Annotated in this window: 21 protein-coding genes; 8 read left to right on the top strand and 13 right to left on the bottom strand. The window is 71.9% G+C overall.

The annotated features are described in order from the left end of the window. Positions 1 to 24 precede the first annotated feature (24 nt). Positions 25 to 615, top strand: a complete 591-nt coding sequence (locus KIK05_RS13205) for a TetR/AcrR family transcriptional regulator (protein ID WP_214410958.1) — start codon at positions 25 to 27, stop codon at positions 613 to 615. Beyond that, complete coding sequence (locus KIK05_RS13200; protein WP_250562704.1) at positions 612 to 1,286, top strand: class II aldolase/adducin family protein; 675 nt, start codon at positions 612 to 614, stop codon at positions 1,284 to 1,286. Before KIK05_RS13205 ends, KIK05_RS13200 begins: the two co-directional genes overlap by 4 nt. A 93-nt stretch (positions 1,287 to 1,379) precedes the next feature. Here the strand turns inward: KIK05_RS13200 and KIK05_RS13195 are convergent, their stop codons facing one another. The 3 genes from KIK05_RS13195 to KIK05_RS13185 all read right to left on the bottom strand — a co-directional run bounded on the left by KIK05_RS13195 (position 1,380) and on the right by KIK05_RS13185 (position 5,314). Further along, positions 1,380 to 2,192 carry a protein kinase domain-containing protein gene (locus KIK05_RS13195; RefSeq protein WP_308249890.1) on the bottom strand — a complete coding sequence of 271 codons (813 nt, stop codon included), beginning with the start codon at positions 2,190 to 2,192 and terminating at the stop codon, positions 1,380 to 1,382. A 64-nt stretch (positions 2,193 to 2,256) separates the two neighbouring features. Beyond that, positions 2,257 to 3,657, bottom strand: coding sequence for an FHA domain-containing protein (locus KIK05_RS13190; protein ID WP_214410957.1), 1,401 nt, complete (start codon positions 3,655 to 3,657; stop codon positions 2,257 to 2,259). 520 nt (positions 3,658 to 4,177) lie between these two features. Next, the gene (locus tag KIK05_RS13185) at positions 4,178 to 5,314 is read right to left on the bottom strand and encodes a site-2 protease family protein (protein WP_250562703.1); all 1,137 of its coding nucleotides are present in this window, start codon (positions 5,312 to 5,314) and stop codon (positions 4,178 to 4,180) included. A 442-nt stretch (positions 5,315 to 5,756) separates the two neighbouring features. Between KIK05_RS13185 and KIK05_RS13180 the strand changes: the two genes are divergently transcribed. Beyond that, on the top strand, positions 5,757 to 6,617 hold the full coding sequence (locus KIK05_RS13180) for a RecB family exonuclease (protein ID WP_214410956.1): 861 nt from the start codon (positions 5,757 to 5,759) through the stop codon (positions 6,615 to 6,617). 26 nt (positions 6,618 to 6,643) lie between these two features. On the opposite strand, the gene KIK05_RS13175 is transcribed toward KIK05_RS13180, so the two are convergent. Both KIK05_RS13175 and KIK05_RS13170 read right to left on the bottom strand, forming a co-directional pair. Then, a complete protein-coding gene (locus KIK05_RS13175; RefSeq protein ID WP_214410955.1) occupies positions 6,644 to 7,822 on the bottom strand; it encodes an alpha/beta hydrolase family protein in 1,179 nt (392 codons plus the stop codon). Beyond that, the gene (locus KIK05_RS13170) at positions 7,806 to 8,387 is read right to left on the bottom strand and encodes a TetR/AcrR family transcriptional regulator (RefSeq protein ID WP_214410954.1); all 582 of its coding nucleotides are present in this window, start codon (positions 8,385 to 8,387) and stop codon (positions 7,806 to 7,808) included. Before KIK05_RS13170 ends, KIK05_RS13175 begins: the two co-directional genes overlap by 17 nt. A 145-nt stretch (positions 8,388 to 8,532) precedes the next feature. Between KIK05_RS13170 and KIK05_RS13165 the strand changes: the two genes are divergently transcribed. Both KIK05_RS13165 and KIK05_RS13160 read left to right on the top strand, forming a co-directional pair. Further along, a complete protein-coding gene (locus KIK05_RS13165) occupies positions 8,533 to 9,741 on the top strand; it encodes a sensor histidine kinase (RefSeq protein WP_214410953.1) in 1,209 nt (402 codons plus the stop codon). A 3-nt stretch (positions 9,742 to 9,744) separates the two neighbouring features. Continuing rightward, positions 9,745 to 10,428: a response regulator gene (locus tag KIK05_RS13160; protein WP_214410952.1), complete on the top strand. Its 684-nt coding sequence runs from the start codon at positions 9,745 to 9,747 to the stop codon at positions 10,426 to 10,428. Positions 10,429 to 10,611: 183 nt separating this feature from the next. Here the strand turns inward: KIK05_RS13160 and KIK05_RS13155 are convergent, their stop codons facing one another. From KIK05_RS13155 to KIK05_RS13135, 5 genes are all read right to left on the bottom strand, one after another. Beyond that, positions 10,612 to 11,676: an ABC transporter ATP-binding protein gene (locus KIK05_RS13155; protein ID WP_214410951.1), complete on the bottom strand. Its 1,065-nt coding sequence runs from the start codon at positions 11,674 to 11,676 to the stop codon at positions 10,612 to 10,614. Continuing rightward, the gene (locus tag KIK05_RS13150; RefSeq protein WP_214410950.1) at positions 11,673 to 12,707 is read right to left on the bottom strand and encodes an ABC transporter ATP-binding protein; all 1,035 of its coding nucleotides are present in this window, start codon (positions 12,705 to 12,707) and stop codon (positions 11,673 to 11,675) included. Before KIK05_RS13150 ends, KIK05_RS13155 begins: the two co-directional genes overlap by 4 nt. After that, positions 12,704 to 13,717, bottom strand: coding sequence for an ABC transporter permease (locus KIK05_RS13145; RefSeq protein WP_214410949.1), 1,014 nt, complete (start codon positions 13,715 to 13,717; stop codon positions 12,704 to 12,706). Before KIK05_RS13145 ends, KIK05_RS13150 begins: the two co-directional genes overlap by 4 nt. Before the next feature lie 92 nt (positions 13,718 to 13,809). After that, positions 13,810 to 15,576 (bottom strand): ABC transporter substrate-binding protein, encoded by a 1,767-nt coding sequence (locus KIK05_RS13140; RefSeq protein WP_214410948.1) that lies wholly within the window; start codon positions 15,574 to 15,576, stop codon positions 13,810 to 13,812. Positions 15,577 to 15,634: 58 nt separating this feature from the next. Continuing rightward, a complete protein-coding gene (locus KIK05_RS13135; RefSeq protein ID WP_214410947.1) occupies positions 15,635 to 16,633 on the bottom strand; it encodes an ABC transporter permease in 999 nt (332 codons plus the stop codon). A 491-nt stretch (positions 16,634 to 17,124) separates the two neighbouring features. Between KIK05_RS13135 and KIK05_RS13130 the strand changes: the two genes are divergently transcribed. Then, on the top strand, positions 17,125 to 17,544 hold the full coding sequence (locus KIK05_RS13130) for an ATP-binding protein (RefSeq protein WP_214410946.1): 420 nt from the start codon (positions 17,125 to 17,127) through the stop codon (positions 17,542 to 17,544). Positions 17,545 to 17,597: 53 nt separating this feature from the next. On the opposite strand, the gene KIK05_RS13125 is transcribed toward KIK05_RS13130, so the two are convergent. Then, entirely contained in the window at positions 17,598 to 18,101 is a 504-nt protein-coding gene (locus KIK05_RS13125) for a cellulose synthase (protein WP_214410945.1), read from the bottom strand. Positions 18,102 to 18,217: 116 nt separating this feature from the next. Beyond that, on the bottom strand, positions 18,218 to 18,862 hold the full coding sequence (locus tag KIK05_RS13120; protein ID WP_214410944.1) for an HAD family hydrolase: 645 nt from the start codon (positions 18,860 to 18,862) through the stop codon (positions 18,218 to 18,220). A gap of 272 nt (positions 18,863 to 19,134) precedes the next feature. Here KIK05_RS13120 and KIK05_RS13115 point away from each other — a divergent pair, with 272 nt between their 5' ends. Next, positions 19,135 to 19,989, top strand: coding sequence for a PAC2 family protein (locus KIK05_RS13115; protein WP_214410943.1), 855 nt, complete (start codon positions 19,135 to 19,137; stop codon positions 19,987 to 19,989). A 230-nt stretch (positions 19,990 to 20,219) separates the two neighbouring features. After that, positions 20,220 to 20,849 (top strand): hypothetical protein, encoded by a 630-nt coding sequence (locus tag KIK05_RS13110; protein ID WP_214410942.1) that lies wholly within the window; start codon positions 20,220 to 20,222, stop codon positions 20,847 to 20,849. A gap of 24 nt (positions 20,850 to 20,873) precedes the next feature. On the opposite strand, the gene KIK05_RS13105 is transcribed toward KIK05_RS13110, so the two are convergent. Then, the gene (locus KIK05_RS13105) at positions 20,874 to 21,608 is read right to left on the bottom strand and encodes a sirohydrochlorin chelatase (protein WP_214410941.1); all 735 of its coding nucleotides are present in this window, start codon (positions 21,606 to 21,608) and stop codon (positions 20,874 to 20,876) included. Positions 21,609 to 21,624: the final 16 nt, after the last annotated feature.

The following is a 21,624-nucleotide window of genomic DNA, read 5'->3' as shown; positions in this document are numbered from 1 at the left end:
GTCAAGCCTCGCGAAGGGACGGGAATGCCGAAGATCGTCAACCACCAGGAGCGCCGGGCGGAGGTGGTCGACGCCGCTCGCAGGGTCATCCTGCGCGAGGGCATCGACGCGGCGACCACCCGCGCCATCGCCAAGGAGGCCGGCTACTCCAACGGCGTGCTCACGCACTACTTCGCCGACAAGGACGAGATCCTGCTGTCGGCGCTGCGCTCCTCGCACCGCCGCATCGTGCACCGGCTGAAGAACAAGCTCACCGGCCACACCGGACTGTCCGCCCTCCGGGAGGTGCTCCTGGACAACCTCCCGCTCGACGAGGAGCGCACCCAGGAGACCGCCCTGGAGGTGGGGTTCTGGGGCCGCAGCCTGGCCGGCGGCACGCTGCTGGAGGTGCAGCGGGAGGAGGCCGCCGAGCTGCGCTACCTCGTGCGCACCCTGCTCGACGCGGCCGAGGCGGCGGGCGAGATCTCCACCGGGGAGGATCTCGACGACGTCACCGAGCGGCTGCTGGCGCTGGTCGACGGGCTCAGCGTCCACCGCCTGCTCTACCCCGACCGGCTGCCCCCCGAGGCCCTGGTCCGGCTCATGACCGCCGAGCTGGAGCGCCTGACGCCATGACGACCACCGAGCACGACGGCCGGGCCGGGCAGGAGCGCGAGACCGGCATGAGGATGGCGCGGGAGCGCGAGCAGCTGTGCGAGATCGGGCGGCGCATGGTCGAGACCGGGCTCGTGCTCGGCACCTCGGGCAACATCAGCGTCCGCCAGGGCGACCTGGTGGCGGTCACCCCGGGCGGCGTGGCCCTCGACCGGCTCACCCCCGCCGACTGCCCCGTGCTCGACCTCTCGGGGAACGTGGTCGAGGGCGGCCGCAAGCCGTCCTCCGAGGTGCCCATGCACCTGGCGATCTACGAGACCACCGGCACCTCCGCCATCGTGCACACCCACTCGGAGTACGCCGTGGTGGTCTCCGCCACCATGAGCGAGCTGCCGCCGATCCACTACAACACGCTCCTGCTGGGCGGGACGGTCCGCGTGGCGCCGTACGCGACCTACGGCACGCCCGAACTGGCGGAGAACGTCCGCCAGGCGCTGTCGGGCCGGCAGGCCGCGCTGATGCAGAGCCACGGCGCGGTCGCCGTCGGCTCCGGCCTGGAGCAGGCCTTCGAGGGCGCCCGCCTGCTCGAATGGCTGTGCGCGGTGTACGTCAGGGCCAAGCTGATCGGCGAGCCGCGGGTCCTGACCGAGGAGGAGCTCGTCGCCGTCATCGAGCGCGCGGCGCGGGGCTAGGCCTGCTTTCCGCACGAGCCCGAATCTCCGCATGCGGTGCCTCAGCTCCATCTGGGCGATATGCGGAAGCGGGCTGGAGGCGAACGCGGCCGGTCAGGCCGCCAGGGCGGACAGGCGCTCGGCCAGGGCGGCGGCCGTCGGGCGGCCCGACGGCTCGCCGATGCACTCGGCGACCAGTTCCGCCGCCTCCGGGCCGAGCTCGGGACGGATGGAGGGCGCGGTGCCGTAGACCTTCCTGAGCGTCAGCAGCGGGTCGTGGACCGGCAGCTCGCCGTACAGGCCGTGGCCGCTCAGCGCCCGGTGCAGGGTGGCGCCGAGGGACCACACGTCGTGGCCCGGGGCCGACCGGCCGCCCTTGAGCAGCTCGGGGTCGGAGAACTCGATGGAGTTCGCCCCGCTGATGCCGGTGATCGTGGCACCCGGCATCAGCGCCTGAGCCAGGCCGAGGTCGCAGAGCTTCCCACCCTCGGGCGTGAGCAGGACGTTCCACGGGCAGATGTCGCGGTGCACGATGCCCTCGTCGTGCAGGGCCTGGGCGGCCCGCGCGGCGCCGGCCACCGCGCGCAGCGTCGCCCCCTGGGACGGCGGCTCCGCCGGGGCGGCGAGCGAGCCGCCGGGGACGTACTCCATGGAGTAGTAGAAGACGCCCCCCTGCTGGCCCGCGTCGTACAAGGTCACCAGGAACCGCGAGCGTACGGCGGCGAACGCCTTCAGCTCCCTGGTGGCCCGCCGGAAGGCGTCCTGGCCGGTGCCGCCGACGACCTTGACCATGACGTACTCGGTGTCGACGGGCAGCCGGCGCGGCTTCCTGGCCAGATAGTAATCGCCATGGTTCCCCCGCCCGAGCGGCCGGACGAACTCGTAGTCGGCGATGCCCTCCACCTTGCGTTCCTCTCGTTCACCCACGCGGCGGGCCGCCGCTCGCCCGCCTCCGCCGTACGACGGCCGCCGCCGCCCGGGATCGTGCCTGTCAGGCGGTCCGGTGGGACTCGTACCTCATGGTGCGCGACACGCCGATGCGAACCGTCGTGCCCGGCAGGATGGGCACCGGCTCGTTCGGCGGGATGTCGTAGAAGTTCGGGTCGCCGGGCGGCTGCACCTGGGTGCCGTTCACCGAGCCGAGGTCGATGAGGGTGACGTCCCACCCGTCGAGGCGCACCCGCAGGTGCCTGCGCGACACCGAGCCGTCGGGGCTGGTCACCCGGGCCGGGAGGGCCTCGCCGGCGGTCACCTCGGGCGCCCGCTCGGGGTCGCGCCCGAGCAGGTAGTCGTTGTCGAGGCCGAGGGTGACGCCGTCGTCGAGCAGAAGCGCCCCGAGCGTCGGCCGCTCCCCCTTGTACGGCACCAGGTTGCGCTGCACCAGGGCGACGCCGCAGACGGCGCAGTACGGGACGCGCGGGTCGTTGAAGTGCTCGTTCGGGCAGTCGACGCCGTAGACCATGGGACGGCTCGGGGGCTCGGGGGCCGGACCGGCCTCCGTCGCCTCGTAGATCGAGCCGGGCGCCTCCTGCTGCTCCTCGGGCTGGTCGTTGAACAGGTAGGACTCGAAGTCCGGCACCTCGCCCTGGCCGGGCGCGCCGCCCTGCGGGGCGACGCCGGGGTCGGTGCGCGGGCCGTCGGCGTCGTCGAACTCGGGGGCGGGGCCGGGCGGCGCCTCGACGGGCGCTGAGACCGGGGGCGGGGGCGGGGGGACCTCGGCCAGGACCGGCGCGGCCGGGGAGGGCGCGTGGTCGGCTCCAGGGGCCTGCGCGGGGCCGTCGGAGGACACAGGGGCGGGCGGCTCGTAGGAGGGGACGGAGGCCTCGAACGAGGGCACCGCCGGCTCGTGCGCGGGACGGGAGGGCTCGGAGGCCACCGAGGCCGCGGGCCGCGCCACCGGGGCCGGAACCGGGCCGCCGTTCTCGCTGAAGTCACAGGTGACGCCGCCACCGGGGATGACACCGCCGTCGAGGCGGGCCCGCCTGACCGGCTGGCCGGCGTCGGGCAGGCGCAGCTCGACCGTGGTGACCGGCCCGGGGATCAGGCGGTCGGTCCAGGTCAGGGCGTCCTTGCCGTCGAGCCGAACGTCGGCGCCGGGACCGCTGACGGCCGCCTGCGCGTCGCCGCTGACCAGCACCGCGAATCCCCCGGCCACGGGGCCGGCGAGGGCGCAGGCGATCGGCTCGGCCGCCATCGAGCGCGCGAGGACCTGCGCGGCGCGCCGGGCCAGGAGCCGCCCGTCCCCGCCCCCGGCGGCGGTCTCCTGGACCGCCTCCAGCAGCTCGTCGGCGACGGCGTCGGCCGCGTCGCACACCAGCAGCAGGCCGCCCACGTGGGCGATCAACCCGTTGCCGGGAAGTGGACGCACCACCCCCACGCCTTGCTCCGTCACAGAACTCTCCCTCCCCGAAGACGCCACCGGATGAGCGGCACCCTCATCGGACCGTTGGCCACAAGCCAAACACATATCCTGACCACGACGAACCGCGTCCAGAAGGCCGGGGCCGGGAGAACCGGGTCGATGAGGCTGCCGATGGCACCGGACCGTAGCAAAAAGAACAGCAGAAGTCCCTCCCGGACCAGCCGTGCAACCGGAACGAAACGGATCAACCACTCCCCGCGCCCGGCCCTGGTGCTCACCGCCAAGCTACTCAACAAGACCCGGACGCGCGGCGCTCGACCGGCTCGTTCCGCCCGGCGGCGAGAAGCGCCGCTCGGCGGCGCCTGCTCGGCCCGGTCCGCCCGGGGCATCCGGGGTGCCGGTCGCGGCCGGGCCGCCCGGGGTGCCGGTCGAGGCCGGGGCACCCGGCGTGCCGGTCGCGGCCGGGCCGCCCCTCGAGGCCGCGGTGCTCGATGGCCTCGCTCCGCTCGGCGGCGGCGGGCACTTCTCGAGGCGGCGGTCTTCGCGGGGGTCAGACGCCGGAAAAGATGCGGTTCACGTCGGCGGTGACCAGCACGCCGTAGACGTCGCCCGCGCGCTCCACCAGGAGGTACTCCCCCGCGGGCGCGCCGCGCATCGCGTCGATCAGCGACTCGCCCGCCAGGTCGGCCGGGAGCACCAGGGACGGCTCCAGGGTGCGCGCCAGCGAGCCCACGGTCACCCAGGGGCGCCGGTGCTCGGGGGTGGCGGCGACGGCCGCCTCGTTGACGATGGCGACCGGATGGCCCTCGTGGTCGACGACCACCATGGCGCCCGCCTGCGCCTCACGGGCACGCCGCATCGCCTCGGCCAGCGGCACCTCGGAGGTCACCGGGATGGCCCTCCTGGCCAGTGTGCGGGCCTGGAGCTGCGGCATGCGGGCGCGCACCCGCGCGACGCGGAGCGACTGGGTGGCGCCCATCCAGATGAACGACGCGAGCAGCACCGACCAGAGCAGCTGTCCCCAGCTGGGCTCCTGCCCGCTCAGCAGCGGCAGCCCGATCGGCACGGCGACGAGGAGGACGGCCAGCACGCGCCCGAACCAGGCCGCGGCGAGCGTGCCGGAGCCGGAGTCGCGCGTGAGCTTCCACACTCCGGCGCGCAGCATGCGGCCGCCGTCGAGCGGCAGGCCGGGCAGCAGGTTGAACACGCCGACGATGAAGTTCGACACCCACAGCTGCAGGATCAGCACGTGCGGGATGGTGCCCTCGGGGACGAACCCGCCGGCGACGTAGCCGATGCCGGCGAGGCCGAGTGAGGCCAGAGGCCCCGCGAAGGCCACGAGGAACTCCCTGAACGGGGTCTCGGGCTCCTTCTCGATCTCGGACACGCCGCCGAGGAGATAGAGCGTGATGCGCCGCACGGGCAACCCGAATCGGCGGGCCACCACGCAGTGGGCCAGCTCGTGCAGGAGCACCGAGACGTACAGGAAGACGGCGAACACGAACGCCACGAGGTAGGTGACCACAGTGTCCCTGTCGGGGAGGTTCTGGGCCACCACGGGCTGGAAGGTGTAGGTGATGAACGCCGCGACGATCAGCCAGCTCGGCGAGACGTAGACCGGGATGCCGAACGGCCGCCCCATGCGCAGCCCGGTGGACTCGGGCCGCTGCGGGGTCTGGGTGCTCATGAGTGTCGTCTTCCCTCCTTGTGCCTTGATGCTACGCGCCCCGGGGCGAGGATTCGGCCCACGAGCCGCGCGCCTTCGGCATCGGGACCGGACATCCGGCCGCCGCCCGGCGGCGTCCTCGCCTTCCCGGGGCAACGACGCGGCGGCGCCGACGGTTCCATGGCGCGGCACGAGACACGGAGCGCGAGCCGTCGCCTCGCGGGGGTGCTGCCGGCGGGAGGGACGGAGCACGAGTCCTCGCCTCGCGGGGGTGCTGGCGAGAGGGACGGAGCACGAGTCCTCGCCTCGCGGGGGTGCTGGCGAGAGGGACGGAGCGCGAGCCGTCGCCTCGCGGGGGTGGTGGCGGCGGCGGGGGGACGGAGTGCGGAGAGCGTGGGGTGCGGCTGTGACCGGGGGATCGGCGGGGGTCTGAACTGTCGGTGCCCTGCCTTACAGTTCGGGCATGAGCATTACGGAGCCGCCCGCGGTCGTCGGCAGCCTTTCCCCCTCCCGCGCGGGCGACTTCATGACATGTCCGCTGCTCTACCGCTTCCGCGTCATCGACCAGCTACCCGAGAAGCCGTCCCCGGCCGCCGTGCGCGGCACGCTGGTCCACGCCGTGCTCGAGCGGCTGTACGACCTGCCCGCCGCCGAGCGCACCGTCGCCGCGGCCCAGGCCCTGCTCGACCCGCAGTGGCAGCGCCTGCTGGAGCAGACCCCCGAATACTCCACGCTGTTCGACGACGACGCCGAGCACCAGGGGTGGCTCGGCCAGGCCCGGCAGATGATCGAGCGCTACTTCGCGCTCGAGGACCCCCGGCGCCTGGAGCCGGCGCAGCGCGAGCTGTACGTCGAGGCGGTCCTCGACACCGGCCTGATGCTCCGCGGCTACATCGACCGGCTCGACGTCGCGCCCACCGGCGACGTCCGGGTCGTCGACTACAAGACCGGCAGCGCGCCGGGCCCCGACTTCGAGGCCAAGGCGCTGTTCCAGATGAAGTTCTACGCCCTGGTCCTGTGGCGGCTCCACGGCACGGTGCCCCGGCTGCTCCAGCTGATGTACCTCGGCAACGGCGAGGTGCTGCGCTACGCCCCCGACGAGGCCGACCTGCGGGCCACCGAGCGCAAGGTGCAGGCGCTGTGGGAGGCCATCGAGCGCTCGCTCACCACCCGCGAGTGGCGGGCGCGCCGCTCGCGGCTGTGCGACTGGTGTGACTACCAGGCGTTGTGCCCGGAGTTCGGCGGCACTCCCCCGCCGGTCCCCGACCGCCGTCCCGGCGACACGATCCGCGGTTCCCGCCGTTCGGCCACCGACGAGCTCTGACCCTGCCCGGCGGCCCCGCCCGGGTCTCACCGGGCCGGCGCGGCGAACGGGGTGAGGAAGGCGGCCAGCAGGCTCTCGTAGCGGGCGCGGTCGGTGTTCCAGGGCTCGGTGTGGTCGGCGCCGGGGAACTCCTCGTAGCGGATGGGCCAGTTCAGCCGCTTCCCGGCGGCGGCCAGGTCCCGCAGCTCCTGCACCGGCACCTGGGTGTCGGCGCCGGCGGCGAACAGGAGCGTCGGCGGCCGCGCCGCGGGCGGATGGGTGATCATGTTGAGCCGGTCGACGTCGATCCCGGTCCGCCATTCGCTGATCCGGTTCGCCAGCCGGCCGAACACCGCGGGCATGTGCAGCCGCTCGGCGTTCCATTCGGCGACCCGTTCCCAGTCGCTCTCCGACGAGTCCATGACCAGGGCGGAGACGAGGTCCGCCAGCGGTGACCGGTCCAGGAACCGGGCGGCGATCACGCCGCCCATCGACGTGCCGTACAGCACCACCCGCCGCGCGCCCCTGTCCCGTGCGGCGCGGACCGCGGCCTCGAGGTCGCGCCACTCGGAGTCGCCGAGGTGGATGAGCCCGTCGGGCGAGGCGGGGGCTCCCTCGTCGTTGCGGTAGGTGATCGCCATGAACGGCATGCCGAGCCGGTGCACGACCGGGAGCGCCTTCAGCTCCGCCTTGCGCCGCCCGTTCTGGCCGTGCACGGCGATGAACCAGGTGGACCCCTTCGCCGGGACGTACCAGGCCGGGGCGGGGCCGAGTTCGGTCGCGATGGTGAACTCGGAGAAGTCGAGCCCGAACGTCACCTTGGGGTCGCCCGGCGGCACGGCGGTCAGGTCTCCGCTCGTGCCGGCGGACGGGACGGATCCCCCGAGGATCGCTCGCTCGACCTTGCCGGGGGCTTCGGTGACGACGTCGCCGAGCATCGTGTGGGCGCCGCTCCACTCCAGCCAGTACGTCCCGCGCCTGCGCGCCTGCGGGGAGTCGGTCAGCGTGACCACATCGCCCGCCACCGCGAGCACCGTCGTGTCCCCGGTTCCCCAGTGCACGACCTTGATCCCCTGGTCGCTGCCGTACCAGCCGCCGTACGCCGTCGCCGCGGCCAGCGCCACCAGCACCGCGACCATGGTGGCGACCGATCGACGCCTCCTTCGGGGTGGCCGGGCCGCCTCGGTCGTGCGCCCGGTTTCCCGTAATTCAGGCTCTGACACCATCGAAGATCCTCCTCAGCGAGCGCCGGCACAGCGCCCGGAACTCGTCCTCGGGCAGGCCGATGCGACCGCCCAGGTAGAGCTGGACGAGCCCCTGGGTGCTCGCGGTGACGGTCAGCGTCACCTCCAGCGGGTCGTCCGCGCGCAGCAGGCCCAGGCGCATGCCCTCCTCCACGGCCTCCGTCACATGGCCGAACACCGGCGATCCGCCGCCGGCGAAGTCGGCGGGGAAGCGCCGGGCCTGCTCACGCCGGTCGGTCATCAGGAACGTGTACAGGTGGGGGCGGCCGAGGGCGAAGTCGAGGAAGTCCTCCAGCAGCGCGAACACGCGGGTCTCCCAGTCGCCTCCGCCGGCGCGCCGCCCCCAGCTTCCGGCCAGTTCCCGCAGGGTCTCGTCCGCCACGGCGCCGAGCACGGCCTCGCGGTTCGGATAGTGCTTGTAGATGGCCATGGCCGTGACGCCGACCGCGTTCGCCACCCTCCGCATCGTGACGGCCTCGGCCCCCTCGGCGACCAGGACGTCGCGGGCCGCCTCGACGATCCTGCGGGCCGTGCCGGATCCACTCATGGTGTACAGCGTATACCTAAGAGGTGTCCGCCGTACACCCCACTCTCCCAGGGAGCTCGGGCGGCGTGTCTTCCTTCCTCAGGAGGAGAAGCGATATCCCTCCTCGGCAGGGTGGCCCGCCACGTGGGGGTCCTAGATTGAGAGGGTGCGCACGTCCCCCGGCAGTCCGCGAGCCTGGCTGAGATCCCATCCCCTCTTCGGCGACTCGGTTCTCGCGGCGGTGCTGACGGGGCTGTCGGCGGTGGGGGCCGTGCTCACCGGCACCGGAGACCCGTCGCTGGGGTACGGACCGCTCCGGCCGCCCGATCCGTTCGGCATCGCCCTGATCGTGCTGGCGTGCGCGCCGGTCGCCCTCCGCAGGCGCTGGCCGTTCGTGCTGCTGTGCCTGACCGAGCTTCCGCAGATCGCCCTGTCGGCGCTGGGCTACGACGGCGGCCTCTCAGGGGTCGCCTCGCTCGTCCTGCTCTACACCGTGGCCGCCTACCGCGGGCTCGCGCTCAGCCTCGTGGCGATCGCCGTCAGCTCGCTCGGCTACGGCGTCGCCGTGATGCTCTCCGAGGGGCTCGGCGGCGGCTGGTCGCAGCACGCGTTCGTCGCGGTGCTGGCCCTGGCCGTCTGGGTGGTCGGCCGCTCGGTACGGCTGCGCCGCGCCTACCTGGCCGAGCTGGTCGACCGCGCCGAACGTCTGGAGCGCGCCAGAGAGGCCGACACCAGGGCCGCCCGCGCCGAGGAGCGGTCGCGGATCGCCCGCGAACTGCACGACGTGGTGGCCCACCACGTGAGCGTCATGACGGTCCAGGCCGCGGCGGCGCGCAAGGTGCTGGAGAGCCGCCCTGAGGCCGCCAAGGACGCCCTGGTGGCCATCGAGCAGATGGGCAGGACGGCGATGCGGGAGATGCGGGGCATCGTCGGCGTGCTGCGCGCCGATGGGGAGGCGGGCGAGCTGGGCCCGCAGCCCGGCATGGAGGACCTCCCGGGCCTGGTCGAGCAGATGCGGGAGGCGGGGCTGCGCGCCCAGCTGTGGGTGGAGGGCGAACGGCGCGTGCTGCCGCCCGGCATCGACCTGGCCGCCTACCGCCTGGTGCAGGAGGCCCTGACGAACAGCCTGCGGCACGCCGGCCCGGCGGCCCGCGCGTGGGTGACCGTGCGGCACGAGCCGGCAGAGCTCCTGGTGGAGGTCGAGGACGACGGGCGGGGCGGCACGGGCGCGTTCGCGCGCGGCCCCGACGACCGGCCCGGACACGGTTTGGTGGGCATACGCGAGCGTGTGGCCCTCTATGGTGGAGTTCTGCGGATCGGCCCACGCCAGGGGGGCGGATTCGAGGTACGGGCCCGATTCCCCCTCGAGGACTGACGAATGACTATCAGGGTGCTGCTGGTCGACGACCAGCCGCTTCTGCGCACCGGTTTCAAGCTGATCCTGGAGGCCGAGCCCGACATCACGGTCGTGGGCGAGGCGGGGAACGGCTCGGTCGCCCAGGACCAGGCCAGAGCCCTGCTGCCCGACGTGGTGCTCATGGACATCCGCATGCCGGGCGTGGACGGGATCGACGCGACCCGCCGCATCGTGCGCGACGCCCAGCCGGGCGCCCACGTGCCCAGGGTGCTCGTGCTCACCACGTTCGACCTCGACGAGTACATCGTGGAGGCCTTGCGCGCCGGCGCCAGCGGGTTCCTGCTGAAGGACGTGCCGCCCGACGAGCTGGTGCAGGCGATCCGGGTGGTCGCCGCCGGCGACGCGATCGTGGCGCCGAGCGTGACCCGGCGGCTGCTGGACAAGTTCGCCGCCCGGCTGCCCTCCACCCAGCAGCAGGCCACGCCGGCGCGCGTCAACCGCCTCACCGAGCGCGAGCTGGAGGTGCTGCGGCTGATCGCCAGGGGCATGTCGAACGCCGAGATCGCCGCCGAGCTGGTGGTCAGCGAGACCACCGTGAAGACGCACGTGGGCAACGTGCTCACCAAGCTGTCGCTGCGCGACCGCGTGCAGGCCGTGGTCCTGGCCTACGAGACCGGCCTGATCACCCCCGGCGCGGCCCCCTGACCCTGGTGAGGGCGGAGGCTCGTCGCGGCACTCTGCCCCGGCCGCCGGCGGGAGGGCCGGAACGCCCCTGAGCGGCCCTGGCCGGGCTGCCGAACCGCTCCGGCCGCCGGGACGGCGCACGTGCCGTCCCGGCCGCGGAGGCGTCCGTCCTGCCCCCGGTGGGCGCCGGGGACGGGATCGAGATCAGGCCGAGACGGTGCCGCCGGACTCGCCGGCGGCGTCGCTCCGCGGGGCGGCCGCGGCGGACACGGCCTCCTTCGGGGCGTTCTCCGGGAAGTGGCAGGCGACCCGGTGGCCGTCGGCCAGCTCCGCCAGCGGCGGCTCGACCTTCTTGCAGATCTCCTGCGCCTTCCAGCACCGGGTGTGGAAGCGGCAGGCGGGCGGAGGGTTCAGCGGGCTCGGCACGTCGCCCTGCAGGCGGATGCGCTCCCGCTCGCCGCGCCGCCTGACGTCGGGGATCGGGACCGCCGACAGCAGCGCGTTGGTGTACGGGTGCATGGGCGACTCGTACAGGCTCTTGCGGTCGGCGATCTCGACGATCTTGCCGAGGTACATCACCGCGACCCGGTCGCTGATGTGCCGGACGACCGACAGGTCGTGGGCGATGACGACGTAGGTGAGGTCGAGCTCGCGCTGGAGGTCCTCCAGGAGGTTGACGACCTGGGCCTGGATGGACACGTCGAGCGCCGAGACCGGCTCGTCGGCGATGATCAGCTTGGGCTTGAGCGCCAGCGTGCGGGCGATGCCGATGCGCTGCCGCTGGCCGCCGGAGAACTCGTGCGGGTAGCGGTTGTAGTGCTCGGGGTTGAGCCCCACCAGCTCCAGGATCTCCTGGACGGCCTTCTTGGTGCCCTGCTCGGTCTTCACGCCCTGGATGCGGAACGGCGCGCCGACGATGGCGCCGACGGTGTGGCGGGGGTTCAGCGAGCTGTAGGGGTCCTGGAAGATCATCTGGATGTCGCGGCGCAGCGGGCGCAGGTTGCCCTGGGACATGTGCGTGATGTCCCTGCCCTCGAAGACGATCTTGCCGCCGGTGGGCTCCAGCAGGCGGGTGATCAGGCGGCCGGTCGTGGTCTTGCCGCAGCCCGACTCTCCGACCAGGCCGAGGGTCTCGCCCTTGACGACGTCGAAGGTGACGCCGTCGACGGCCTTGACCGCCCCGACCTGGCGCTTGACGAGGCCCTTGGTGACCGGGAAATGCTTTTCGAGGCCCTGGACGGACAGCAGGGGCTCGGCCGACTCGCTCACACGGACTCCAGGTTGGCCTTGATCTCGTTCTCCCAGATGGCGCGGCGCATCTCGCGAGGCATGTGGCAGCGCACCAGGTGACCGCCCTCGCTCTCGAGAAGCTCCGGCACCACGGTCTTCGCCTTGCCGTCGGTGCGTCCCTCGAAGGCGCACCGGGGGTGGAAGGCGCAGCCCGGAGGCACGTTGATCAGAGACGGCGGGCTGCCCTTGATGGGCAGCAGCCGCTCGGTGGGCTCGCGGTCCAGGCGCGGCATGGACCCGAGCAGGCCCCAGGTGTAGGGGTGCTCGGGACGCTCGAAGATGTCCTCGGCGGTGCCGTACTCGATGCACTTGCCGCCGTACATCACCAGGATGTCATCGGACAGCTCGGCGACCACGCCCAGGTCGTGGGTGATGATGATCAGCGCGGAGTTGAACTCCTGCTGCAGGTCGCGCATCAGGTCGAGGATCTGCGCCTGGACGGTCACGTCGAGGGCCGTCGTCGGCTCGTCGGCGATCAGCAGCTCGGGGTCGCACGACAGCGCCATCGCGATCATCGCGCGCTGGCGCATGCCGCCGGAGAACTCGTGCGGGTAGCTATCGACGCGCCTGTCGGGCTGCGGGATGCCGACCCGGCCCAGCATGTCGATGGCGTGCTTGCGGGCGACGGCCTTGCTGACCTTGTGGTGGATGCGGTAGGCCTCGACGATCTGCGCGCCCACGGTGAAGTAGGGGTGCATGGCCGACAGCGGGTCCTGGAAGATCATCGCCATCTTCTTGCCGCGCAGCCCCCGGACGTACTCCTGGGAGGCGCCGACGAGCTCGTCGCCGTCGAGCCAGATCTCCCCCGAGATGTTGGCCCCCCGGCCCTTGTGAAGGCCGAGGATGCCGAGGCTGGTCACCGACTTGCCCGAACCGGACTCGCCGACGATGCCGAGGGTCTTGCCGCGTTCGAGACTGAAGGTCAGCCCGTCGACCGACTTGACCAGGCCGTCGTCGGTCGGGAAGTGGATCTTCAGATCCTTGACGTCGAGAAAGGCGCCCTGGGTCACGCGAGCCTCACCCTCGGGTCCACGACCGCGTAGAGCAGGTCGACGATCAGGTTGGCCAGGATGATGAAGGTGGCCGCGACCAGTGTCACGCCCATCACCTGGGGAAGGTCGTTGTTGTTGATCGCGTCGACCGCGTACTTGCCGATGCCCGGCAGCGAGAATGTGCTCTCGGTGAGCACCGCGCCGCCCAGCAGCAGGCCGAGGTCGAGGCCGAACATGGTGAGCACCGGGGTCAGCGTGGCGCGCAGGCCGTGTTTGATCACCACGACGCGCTCGGAGAGCCCCTTGGCCCGTGCCGTCCGGATGTAGTCCTCCGACATGGTCTCCAGCATGCCCGCCCTGGTGAGCCGCGCGTAACCGGCGGCGTACAGGAAGGCGAGCGTCACCCAGGGCAGGATGAGGTTGTTCGCCCAGGTGAGCGGGGCCTGGGAGAACGGCACCCAGTCGGCGACGTCGCCGACCAGCCCGAGCTTGTCACGGAAGATCGCCAGCGAGACGATGCCGGTGAAGAAGATCGGCAGCGAGACGCCGGCCAGGGCGATGCCCATGGAGGCGCGGTCGAAGAAGCTGCCGCGCCGCAGTGCCGAGACGACGCCGGTCGCCACACCGAAGACCACCCAGATGACGGCCGCGCCGATCGCCAGCGAGAGCGTGATCGGGATGCGGTCGAGCAGGTCGGGCAGCACCGGGTTCTGCGTGACGTAGGAGTAGCCGAAGCAGGGGGCCGGGCAGTGCTCGATGCCGGGACCGTAGTTCCGGTCGACGCCGAGGAAGATGCCCTTCACGAACCGCCCGTACTGCACGACCAGCGGGTCGTAGAAGCCCAGCCTCACCGCCGTGTCGTGGATGACCTCGGCGTTGGCCGCCTTGCCGACGTAACGGGAGGCGAGGTCGTCAGCGGACATCCCCGCGAGCCGAGGCACGAGAAAGAAGATGGCGAACGTCGTGATGCTCACCACGAAGAGCAGCATGACGGCCGCTATCAACCGTCTGATGATGTATGTGACCACTGATCTCGGCCATGGCGGCCGGGCCGGTCAGGCCCGGCCGCCGAAGCCTTCACCTGCTTTCGACGAGCGTTCCGGGGATCTCCCGGACCGGTTTACTGGGTGCTCAGCGTGAGGAACTCGTACATGCCCCAGTTCTGGCTGATGAACGCGTTCTTCAGCGTAGGCGGCCGGTAGAACAGGCCGTGCGCCCAGACGTAGGGCAGGATGAACGCGTCGTCCATGACCTTGGCGTCGACCTGCGCCCAGATGTCGTTGCGCTTGGTGGTGTCGGTCTCGGACGCCGCCTGGTCGATGAGCTTGTCGATCTCGGGGTCCTTCACGCCGAGGTTGGTGTTACCCGCGGAGCGGATGACCCGGCTGTCGACGATCTGCTGGAAGAAGCCGAAGCCCTCGGGGTAGTCGGCGCCCCAGCCGTAGACCATCAGGCCGAGGCCGTTCTTCTTGGCGAAGTCGGGCTTGCCGGCGTAGAGCTTGAAGTAGTCACCCTGCGGGTAGCCCTTGATGTCGAGCTTGATGCCGACCTTGGCGAGCGACTGCTGCAGCGCCTCGGCGGTCTGCTTCTCGGCGGCGCGCTCGTTGCGGAAGGAGATCGTGGTGCTGAAGCCGTTGGGCTGGCCGCAGGCCTGCAGCTCCTGCTTGGCCTTGTCGAGGTCACCGGTCGGGTGCGCCTCGACGCCGTAGGGGTCGATCTTCTTGTAGCCGGTCATGACCGGCGGCATCAGGCTGAGGGCGACGTCGCCACCGGCCTCGGGGCCACCGTAGGCGCCCTGGATGGCCGAGCGGTCCGCCGCGTACAGCACGGCCTTGCGGCAGTGGATGTTGTCGAACGGCGGCACGTCGGCGTTGATGTTGGTGAACCAGGTGCGCTCCAGCGGCGCCGAGTCGGCGTACTGCTTGCGCTTGTCGTCGGTCAGGACGGTCTTGCGGGCGTTGGCCGCCACACCGGTGCTGTTGATCTTGACGTCGATCTTGCCGGACAGCAGGCGCTGGTCGAGGTCGTCCTCGTTCTGGCCCAGGAGCACCTCGACGGAGTCGTTGAGCTGCTTGCGGTTGGGGTCGGTCGAGGCGTCCCAGTTGGGGTTCTTGACCAGTTCGATCCGCTTGCCCAGCTCGTGCGCCTTGAACATGTACGGGCCGGAGGAGACCGGGTGCTCCTTGTACTTGGAGCCGGTGTCCTTGGCCTCGGGCACCGGAGCGGTCTGCGGGAGCATCGCGAAGTAGTCGAAGCCGCCGTAGGCCTTCTTCAGGTGGAAGACGACGGTCTGGTCGTCCGGCGTCTCGATGCCCTTCCAGGAGTCGAGCTTGCCCTTGTCCTTGTAGGGGCCCTTGTAGCCGGCCAGGTCGAGCCAGTCGTTGAAGTAGGTCGGGCCGCTGGGCAGCACGTCCTTGTCCAGCGAGCGGGCCACGCCGTACTTGACGTCCTTGGACGTCACGGGGGTGCCGTCCTCGAACTTCACGCCCTTGCGGAGCTTGTAGGTCCAGGTCTTGCCGCCGTCGCTGGGGGTGCCCAGGCCCTCGGCGAGGTCGCCGACGAGCTCGAGGCCCTCCTTGCCCGGCACCGGCTTGAACATGGTGAGCGCGCGGGTGTACAGGCGCGCGAAGTTCCATGCGTAGCCGTAGTACATGTCACCCGGGTCGACCGAGTCGAAGTCGCCCGGCATGCCCATGTGGAGGGTGCCGCCGGTCTTGTCCGACGGGTTCACGACCTGCTCGACACCGGCGTTGTACTTGCTCGCGGGGGCGTCGGCGCTGCCGCTCGCGCCGCTCTTACCACCGCCGCCGCCACCGCCACAGGCGGAGACCACCACGGCGAGGCCGGCGGTGATCGCGACCGCCGACGCCTTGGATTTGAGGTTCATCGACCTGACACACCCCTTGTATGTAGGAGTCCTGATATTGCGAAACAAGCGCACGCGGTCATCGGGCCTTGGGGTCGAAGGCGTCCCTGAGGCCGTCACCGAGCAGGTTGAACGCCAGCACGGTGACGAAGATCGCGAGGCCGGGGAAGATCATGTAGTTGGGCGCGACGTCGTAGTTGTGGACGGCGTCGGCGAGCATGCCTCCCCACGTGGGGGTCGGCGGGCGCACGCCCACGCCGAGGAACGACAGCGCGGCCTCGAACAGGATGTTCGAGGGGATCAGCAGCGTCGAGTAGACGAGGATCGGCGCCAGCAGGTTGGGCAGGATCTCCTTGAAGAGGATCGTGTGGTTGCGCGCGCCGAGGCTCCTGCTCGCGTCGACGAACTCCCGTTCTCGTAGGGAGAGCGTCTGACCTCGGACGATGCGCCCGATGTACGGCCAGTTGAAGAAGCCGATGATGAACACCAGCAGGCTGATGCGCAGCGTGTCGCCCGACAGCCCGAAGGCCTTGTCGGGGATCACGCCGCCGAGCGCCAGCGCGAACACCAGCAGCGGGAAGGCCAGGAAGATGTCCATCAGCCGGCTGATGACCGTGTCGATCCAGCCGCCGAAGAACCCGGCGATCATCCCGAGGACGGTGCCGAGGACCACGCAGAGCAGGGTGGCGAAGAACGCGATGAGCAGGGAGATGCGCGCCCCGTAGAGGATGCGGCTGAACAGGTCGCGGCCGGTGGTCGGCTCGACACCGAACAGGAAGTCCCAGCTGATGCCGCCGAAGGCGCCGATGGGCGCCTGGATGGCGGGGTCGATCTTCTCGCGGTGCCACTCCGCGGGCGGGTGGCCCAGCCAGGACACCAGCAGCGGGGCGAAGATCGCGATGAGGATCAGCAGGATGATCACGATGCCGCCGGTGATGGCGACCCGGTCACGCTTCAGGCGCATCCACGCGATCTGACCAAGAGATCGCCCCTGGATCGCCTTGCCCTGCGATCCCTCCAGCACGGCCTCCGGCGCGGCCTCGAGCTCCTGGCCCGGGACGTCGAGCGGTGCTGTCATAGTTGTCGGCCCCCTGGATCCCAGACGACGTTGTCCGTCTGGCGCGCCGCCCGGCCGCCGGTGGCCGGCGGACGTCGCCCCGTGATGCGGAACCGCGTGTGTACGGCCCCGGACGCAGAATCTACGTGCTGAGCTGCAATGACCAGTACCTCAGCCCGCTATGTGGCTCAACTGTGATTCACGCGAAATTCATTCGTATCGATCTTGAACGGAATGTCCGGAGCCTGTTCCCGTTGTGTCGCGAAACCGTGACACGGCGCCAGAGGCCCCGCAGCGCCGGGCATCCGGCGGCGAGCGGCCCCGTCCGGGCGCCCTCCGGAAGGCCTCGAGCTGCGCTTCCGGGAGCCCGGTGACCCCGCCGAGAGGCCGGCGCAAGGCTTTGGTAGATCTTGAAAGCCGGTCGCCGTTACCCGAACGTAACCCGCTCCGGAGCCGTATCTCCCGTGCGGGCGCACGCCAGAGGGGGCGCGGGCCGCAGGCGAGGAGCATCGATGATCGGCACTCCAGGTGGATACCGGGCCATGTCGTGCGAGATCCCGAGCGACCGGGTGGTCGTGTCCAAGGTACGTGACATGGTGCGGTGGGCGCTGACGGGCTGGGGCCTGCCCGAACTCGTGGACGACGTGGTCCTGATGGTGAGCGAGCTGGTGACCAACGCGATCGCTCACGGGGCGCCGCCCATACGGCTGTCGCTGCGTGCCGGCGATGGAGCGCTCCGGGGAGAGGTGACCGACCACGGTGAAGGCCTGCCGCACAGGCTCCACGTCGGCGACGAGGTCGACCACGGCCGGGGCCTGCTGATCGTGGACGCGCTCGCCGACCGGTGGGGGGTGAGCTCGGTCCCCGAGCGGGCCGGGAAGGGCGTCTGGTTCGTGAGGTTCCTGGCGGGCGGCGAGCCGGAGGCCGGCTGACGCCGGGGTGCCCGGAGCGGGCCGCTCCCGCGGCGCCCGCACCGGGACGGAGGTCAGCTGATCCCGCGGCGCTTGAGGATCGCCTCGATGTCGGCCATGTCGTCGTCGGCCGCCGGAGCGGCGGGCCTGGACGGCAGGGGCCTGGTGTTGGGCTGGGTGGGAGCACCGGCGGCGCCGACGGGAGGAGCGGCCGGCCGCTGGGCGGCGGGCCGATCGGCCGCGGGGGCAGCGGGGGCCGCCGGGGCGGAGCGCCTGCGGCGGCCGCGCATCACACCGGAGACCAGGAACAGCAGCGCCGACAGGGCCGCCACGATGATGCCCGCCCAGACCGTCGGCGAGAGCACCAGGCCGGCGAAGAAGCCCACCACGGCCGTGCCGACCTGCCACAGCGCCGGAAGCGCGCCGGTGAGGTACGCCGCCACCGGGATCAAGGACCACGCGGCGCCGCGCAGGCCCGCCGCCGCGCCGCGCCTGCGGAACGTCAGGAAGCTGAGCACCAGCCCCACCGCTGTCACTCCCCCGCACAGCGGCAGCCAGGCGATCTGCTCATACGACATATACGGCTCGCCCCCCTTTTGATGGCCTACCGTTCCATCCTGGCACGCGACGCGGCGATGCTCCCTCCTCCCCGAGGATGGCCCGTCCTCTCTCGGGAGGAGTCCGCGGCCCTCCGTCAGGACCGGACGAGCTCCCGCAGGGCGGCCACGTCGACCTGCTTGAGCGACTCGACCACCAGGCGCCTCGGGGCGGCGGGGATGGGCAGCACGCTGGGCACGGCCACGACCGCGCAGCCCGCCGCCGTCGCGGCCGCGACGCCGTTCGGGGAGTCCTCCAGGGCGGCGCACCGCACGGGGTCGAGGCCGAGAGCGCGTGCCGCGCGCAGATACGGCTCCGGGTCGGGTTTGAAGCGCTCGACGTCGTCGCCGGTGACCACGACGTCGAGATCGTCCAATCCGAGACCGCCGAGCACCGCGTCGGTCATCAGGCGGGAGGACGACGTGACCAGCCCGGTGGGCACCCCGGACGCGCGCACCTCCGCGTACAGCTCAAGAGCCCCGGGCATCGCCTCGAAGCCCTCGGCGAGCAGGCCGAGCACGGTGTCGAGCATCCACGCCTCGATCTCGGCGGGGTCCCGGTCGGAGCCGCTCACCCGGAGCATGTAGGCCACCGTCGCCGGCATCGAACCGCCGACCAGGTTCTCCTGGTCGGCGGGGGTCCAGCCGGCTCCCAGACGCCGCATGACCTCTGACTCGGCCTGGAACCAGAGCTTCTCGGTGTCGACGAGAGTCCCGTCCATGTCGAAGAAGACGGCGTCCACCCAAACCCCCTTTTTGGCGCCCATACGTACCCAAGACCGTATCGTCCGGACGCCGGCCGGCGTCGTCCCGGGCCGTCGTGCCCGCGGAGGGCCGGGTGGCGGACGGCGCCCGACCTCGGGCGAGAGGCCCCGTCGCACCGGCAATGCCCCTCTCCGTGACACTGGACGCCCCTCAACGAATAGTCTTAGTTAGGCACAAGGCCGCCGCCGGCGGCCGAGAGGGCGCTACGGTCAGGCGTGGCGTCCTCGGCCAGGTGAGGAGGAGGCGGCCCGTGATCGAGCTCGAAGGACTCCCCGAGCTCGTCGACCCGGTGCTGATCGCCGCGTTCGAGGGCTGGAACGACGCGGGGGAGGCGTCGAGCGGCGCTCTGACGCACCTGGAGGCGGAGTGGAAGGCCACCCCGCTGGTCGAGCTGGATCCCGAGGACTACTACGACTTCCAGGTGACCCGCCCGGTGGTCGAGCTGGGCGACGGCATCACCCGTTCGATCTCGTGGCCGACGACGCGGCTGCTGGTGGCGCGGCCGCCGGGCAGCGAGCGCGACATCGTGCTGCTGCGCGGCATCGAGCCCAACATGCGCTGGCGCACGTTCTGCTCCGAGATCGTCGGCATCTGCCTGGAGCTCGGCGTCGAGAAGGCCGTGCTGCTCGGAGCCCTGCTCAACGACTCCCCCCACACCCGGCCGGTGCCGATCGTGGGCGCGGTGAGCGACCCGGGCCTCGCGCGCACGCACAACCTGGAGCTGACCCGCTACGAAGGGCCGACGGGCATCGTCGGGGTGCTCCAGCACTCCCTCGGCGCGGCCGGCGTCGAGACCGTGTCGCTGTGGGCGTCGGTGCCGCACTACGTCGCCCAGCCGCCGAACCCGAAGGCGACCCTGGCGCTGCTGCAGCGCGTGGAGGACCTCATCGGCATCCAGATGCCCCTGGGCGAGCTGCCCGAGGAGGCGCGGGCGTGGGAGCACGGGGTCGACGAGCTGGCCGCCCAGGATTCCGAGGTCGCCGAGTACGTCCGCGAGCTGGAGGAGCGCAAGGACGCCGCCGAGCTTCCGGAGGCCAGCGGCGACGCGATCGCCGCCGAGTTCGAGCGCTACCTGCGCCGGCGCGACCACGACGGCGACAACTGACCGGCCGGCGCCTCCCGTCGCGGCAGGCGCCGGGCTTCGCATTATTCGCCACGCCCGTCGCTGATTTCGGGTAATAATTACCGCTCCGGCGTTCCGTCCCATTCCGCCAGGGCGGCACCGCACACGCGGCAACGATTCGGTTACGGAGACGAGCACGACTCCGCAAACATCGTGAACAGCGCGACCCGCGTGCCCAACCTACACATGTGACTGCGCACCTTGGGACACCCATGGCGACTCCATATTCCGACCCCCACGACTCAGCCCAGGAGACGCGGCGACGCGTCCTCGAGATGGCCGTCCTCATGCGGCACGGAGCGGGCGACCTCTCCCGCCCCGGCGACGGCGCGGCCAACCCCCAGTTCCGGGGCGCGACCCCGGCGCAGGCGATAGAGATGTTCTTCGCCATCCTCCAGGACCGGCTGCCGGTCTGGCTGCGCGTCCTGGAGGCCCTGCTGCACAGGGCGGGCAAGGGCCGGGTGAACGACAACCTGGTCCCGGTCGTCAGGTCCGGCATCGACTACTACGCCGAGGTGCTGGCCGCGGCGCTGCCCGCGTTCATCTCGCCGTCGATCACGGTGCGGTTCCGGGAGGCGATGCGGGCCCTGCAGTTCAGCCCGAACGCCGAGGTCGCGCCGCTCGCCCGCTACCTGGAGGCCGAACGCGACCTCGGGCGGGTGGCGCCGGACGTCACGCCGGAGGCGAGCGCCCGCCTGCTGCTCGCGGGCTGCTTCCGGCACGCCTACTACGAGCTGTTCATCGGCCCCTCGGGGGTCCCGTCGCGTGACGAGGGCGCGAGCGAGATCGTGCGCGAGATGCGCCTGGAGACCGTCACCCCCCGCGCGCCGGCCCTTTCCTGAACGCCGCCCGGTGACCTCCCGCCGTCACGTCCCGGGCGCCGGTACGGCCCGGAGCCGGGCGGGCGCCGGGACGCGGCGGGCGGCGGCCTCGTCGAAGCGGCGCCACACCAGGGCGGCGAGGTCGTCGTCGGCGCCGAGCGGGCCGCTCACCAGGTCGGCGCCGACGCCCTCCAGCCTGTCCTGGAAGAAGCCCGGCGCCAGCAGGTAGGACGCGACCGCCACCCGGGGCGCGGGGCCCGAGCGCAGCCGTTCCAGCGCCGCGGGGAGCGAAGGGGCGCCCGCCGAGACGAAGGCCGCGGTGACCGGCCGCGCCAGCAGTCCCGACAGCAGGCGGGCCGCGGCGCGGACGTCGGCCAGGGCGGCAGGGTCGGAGGAGCCGGCGGCGCCGAGGACCACCGCGTCGGTGCCGCGCAGCCCGGCCGACGCCAGGCGGCGCGCCAGCACCGAGGTGATCAGCGCGTGGGGGCCGAGCGGGGCGGCGACGAGCGCGTCCGGCCGGGTCCGCGCCACGACGGACGGCAGGTCGATGTGGACGTGGTAGCCGCCGGCCAGCAGCAGGGGGACCACCACGACCGGCCCGGTGAGGCCGGCGAGCACGGCGGGGAGCGCGGGCGAGCTGATCTCGAGGTATCCCAGCTCGGCACGGCGGCCGGGGCGGGCCCGGCGCACCCGTTCGGCGAGAGCGGCGTGCACGGCCTCCCCCGCCGCGCTCCGCGTGCCGTGCGCGGCCATCACCAGGGTCGCCTCGCCGTCGCTCATGAGTCTTCTCCGCCGC

Origin of the sequence: Sphaerisporangium fuscum, assembly GCF_018531465.1 — a bacterium.
Classification (GTDB): Bacteria; Actinomycetota; Actinomycetes; order Streptosporangiales; family Streptosporangiaceae; genus Sphaerisporangium; species Sphaerisporangium fuscum.
This window is presented reverse-complemented; position numbering and strand designations above follow the sequence as displayed.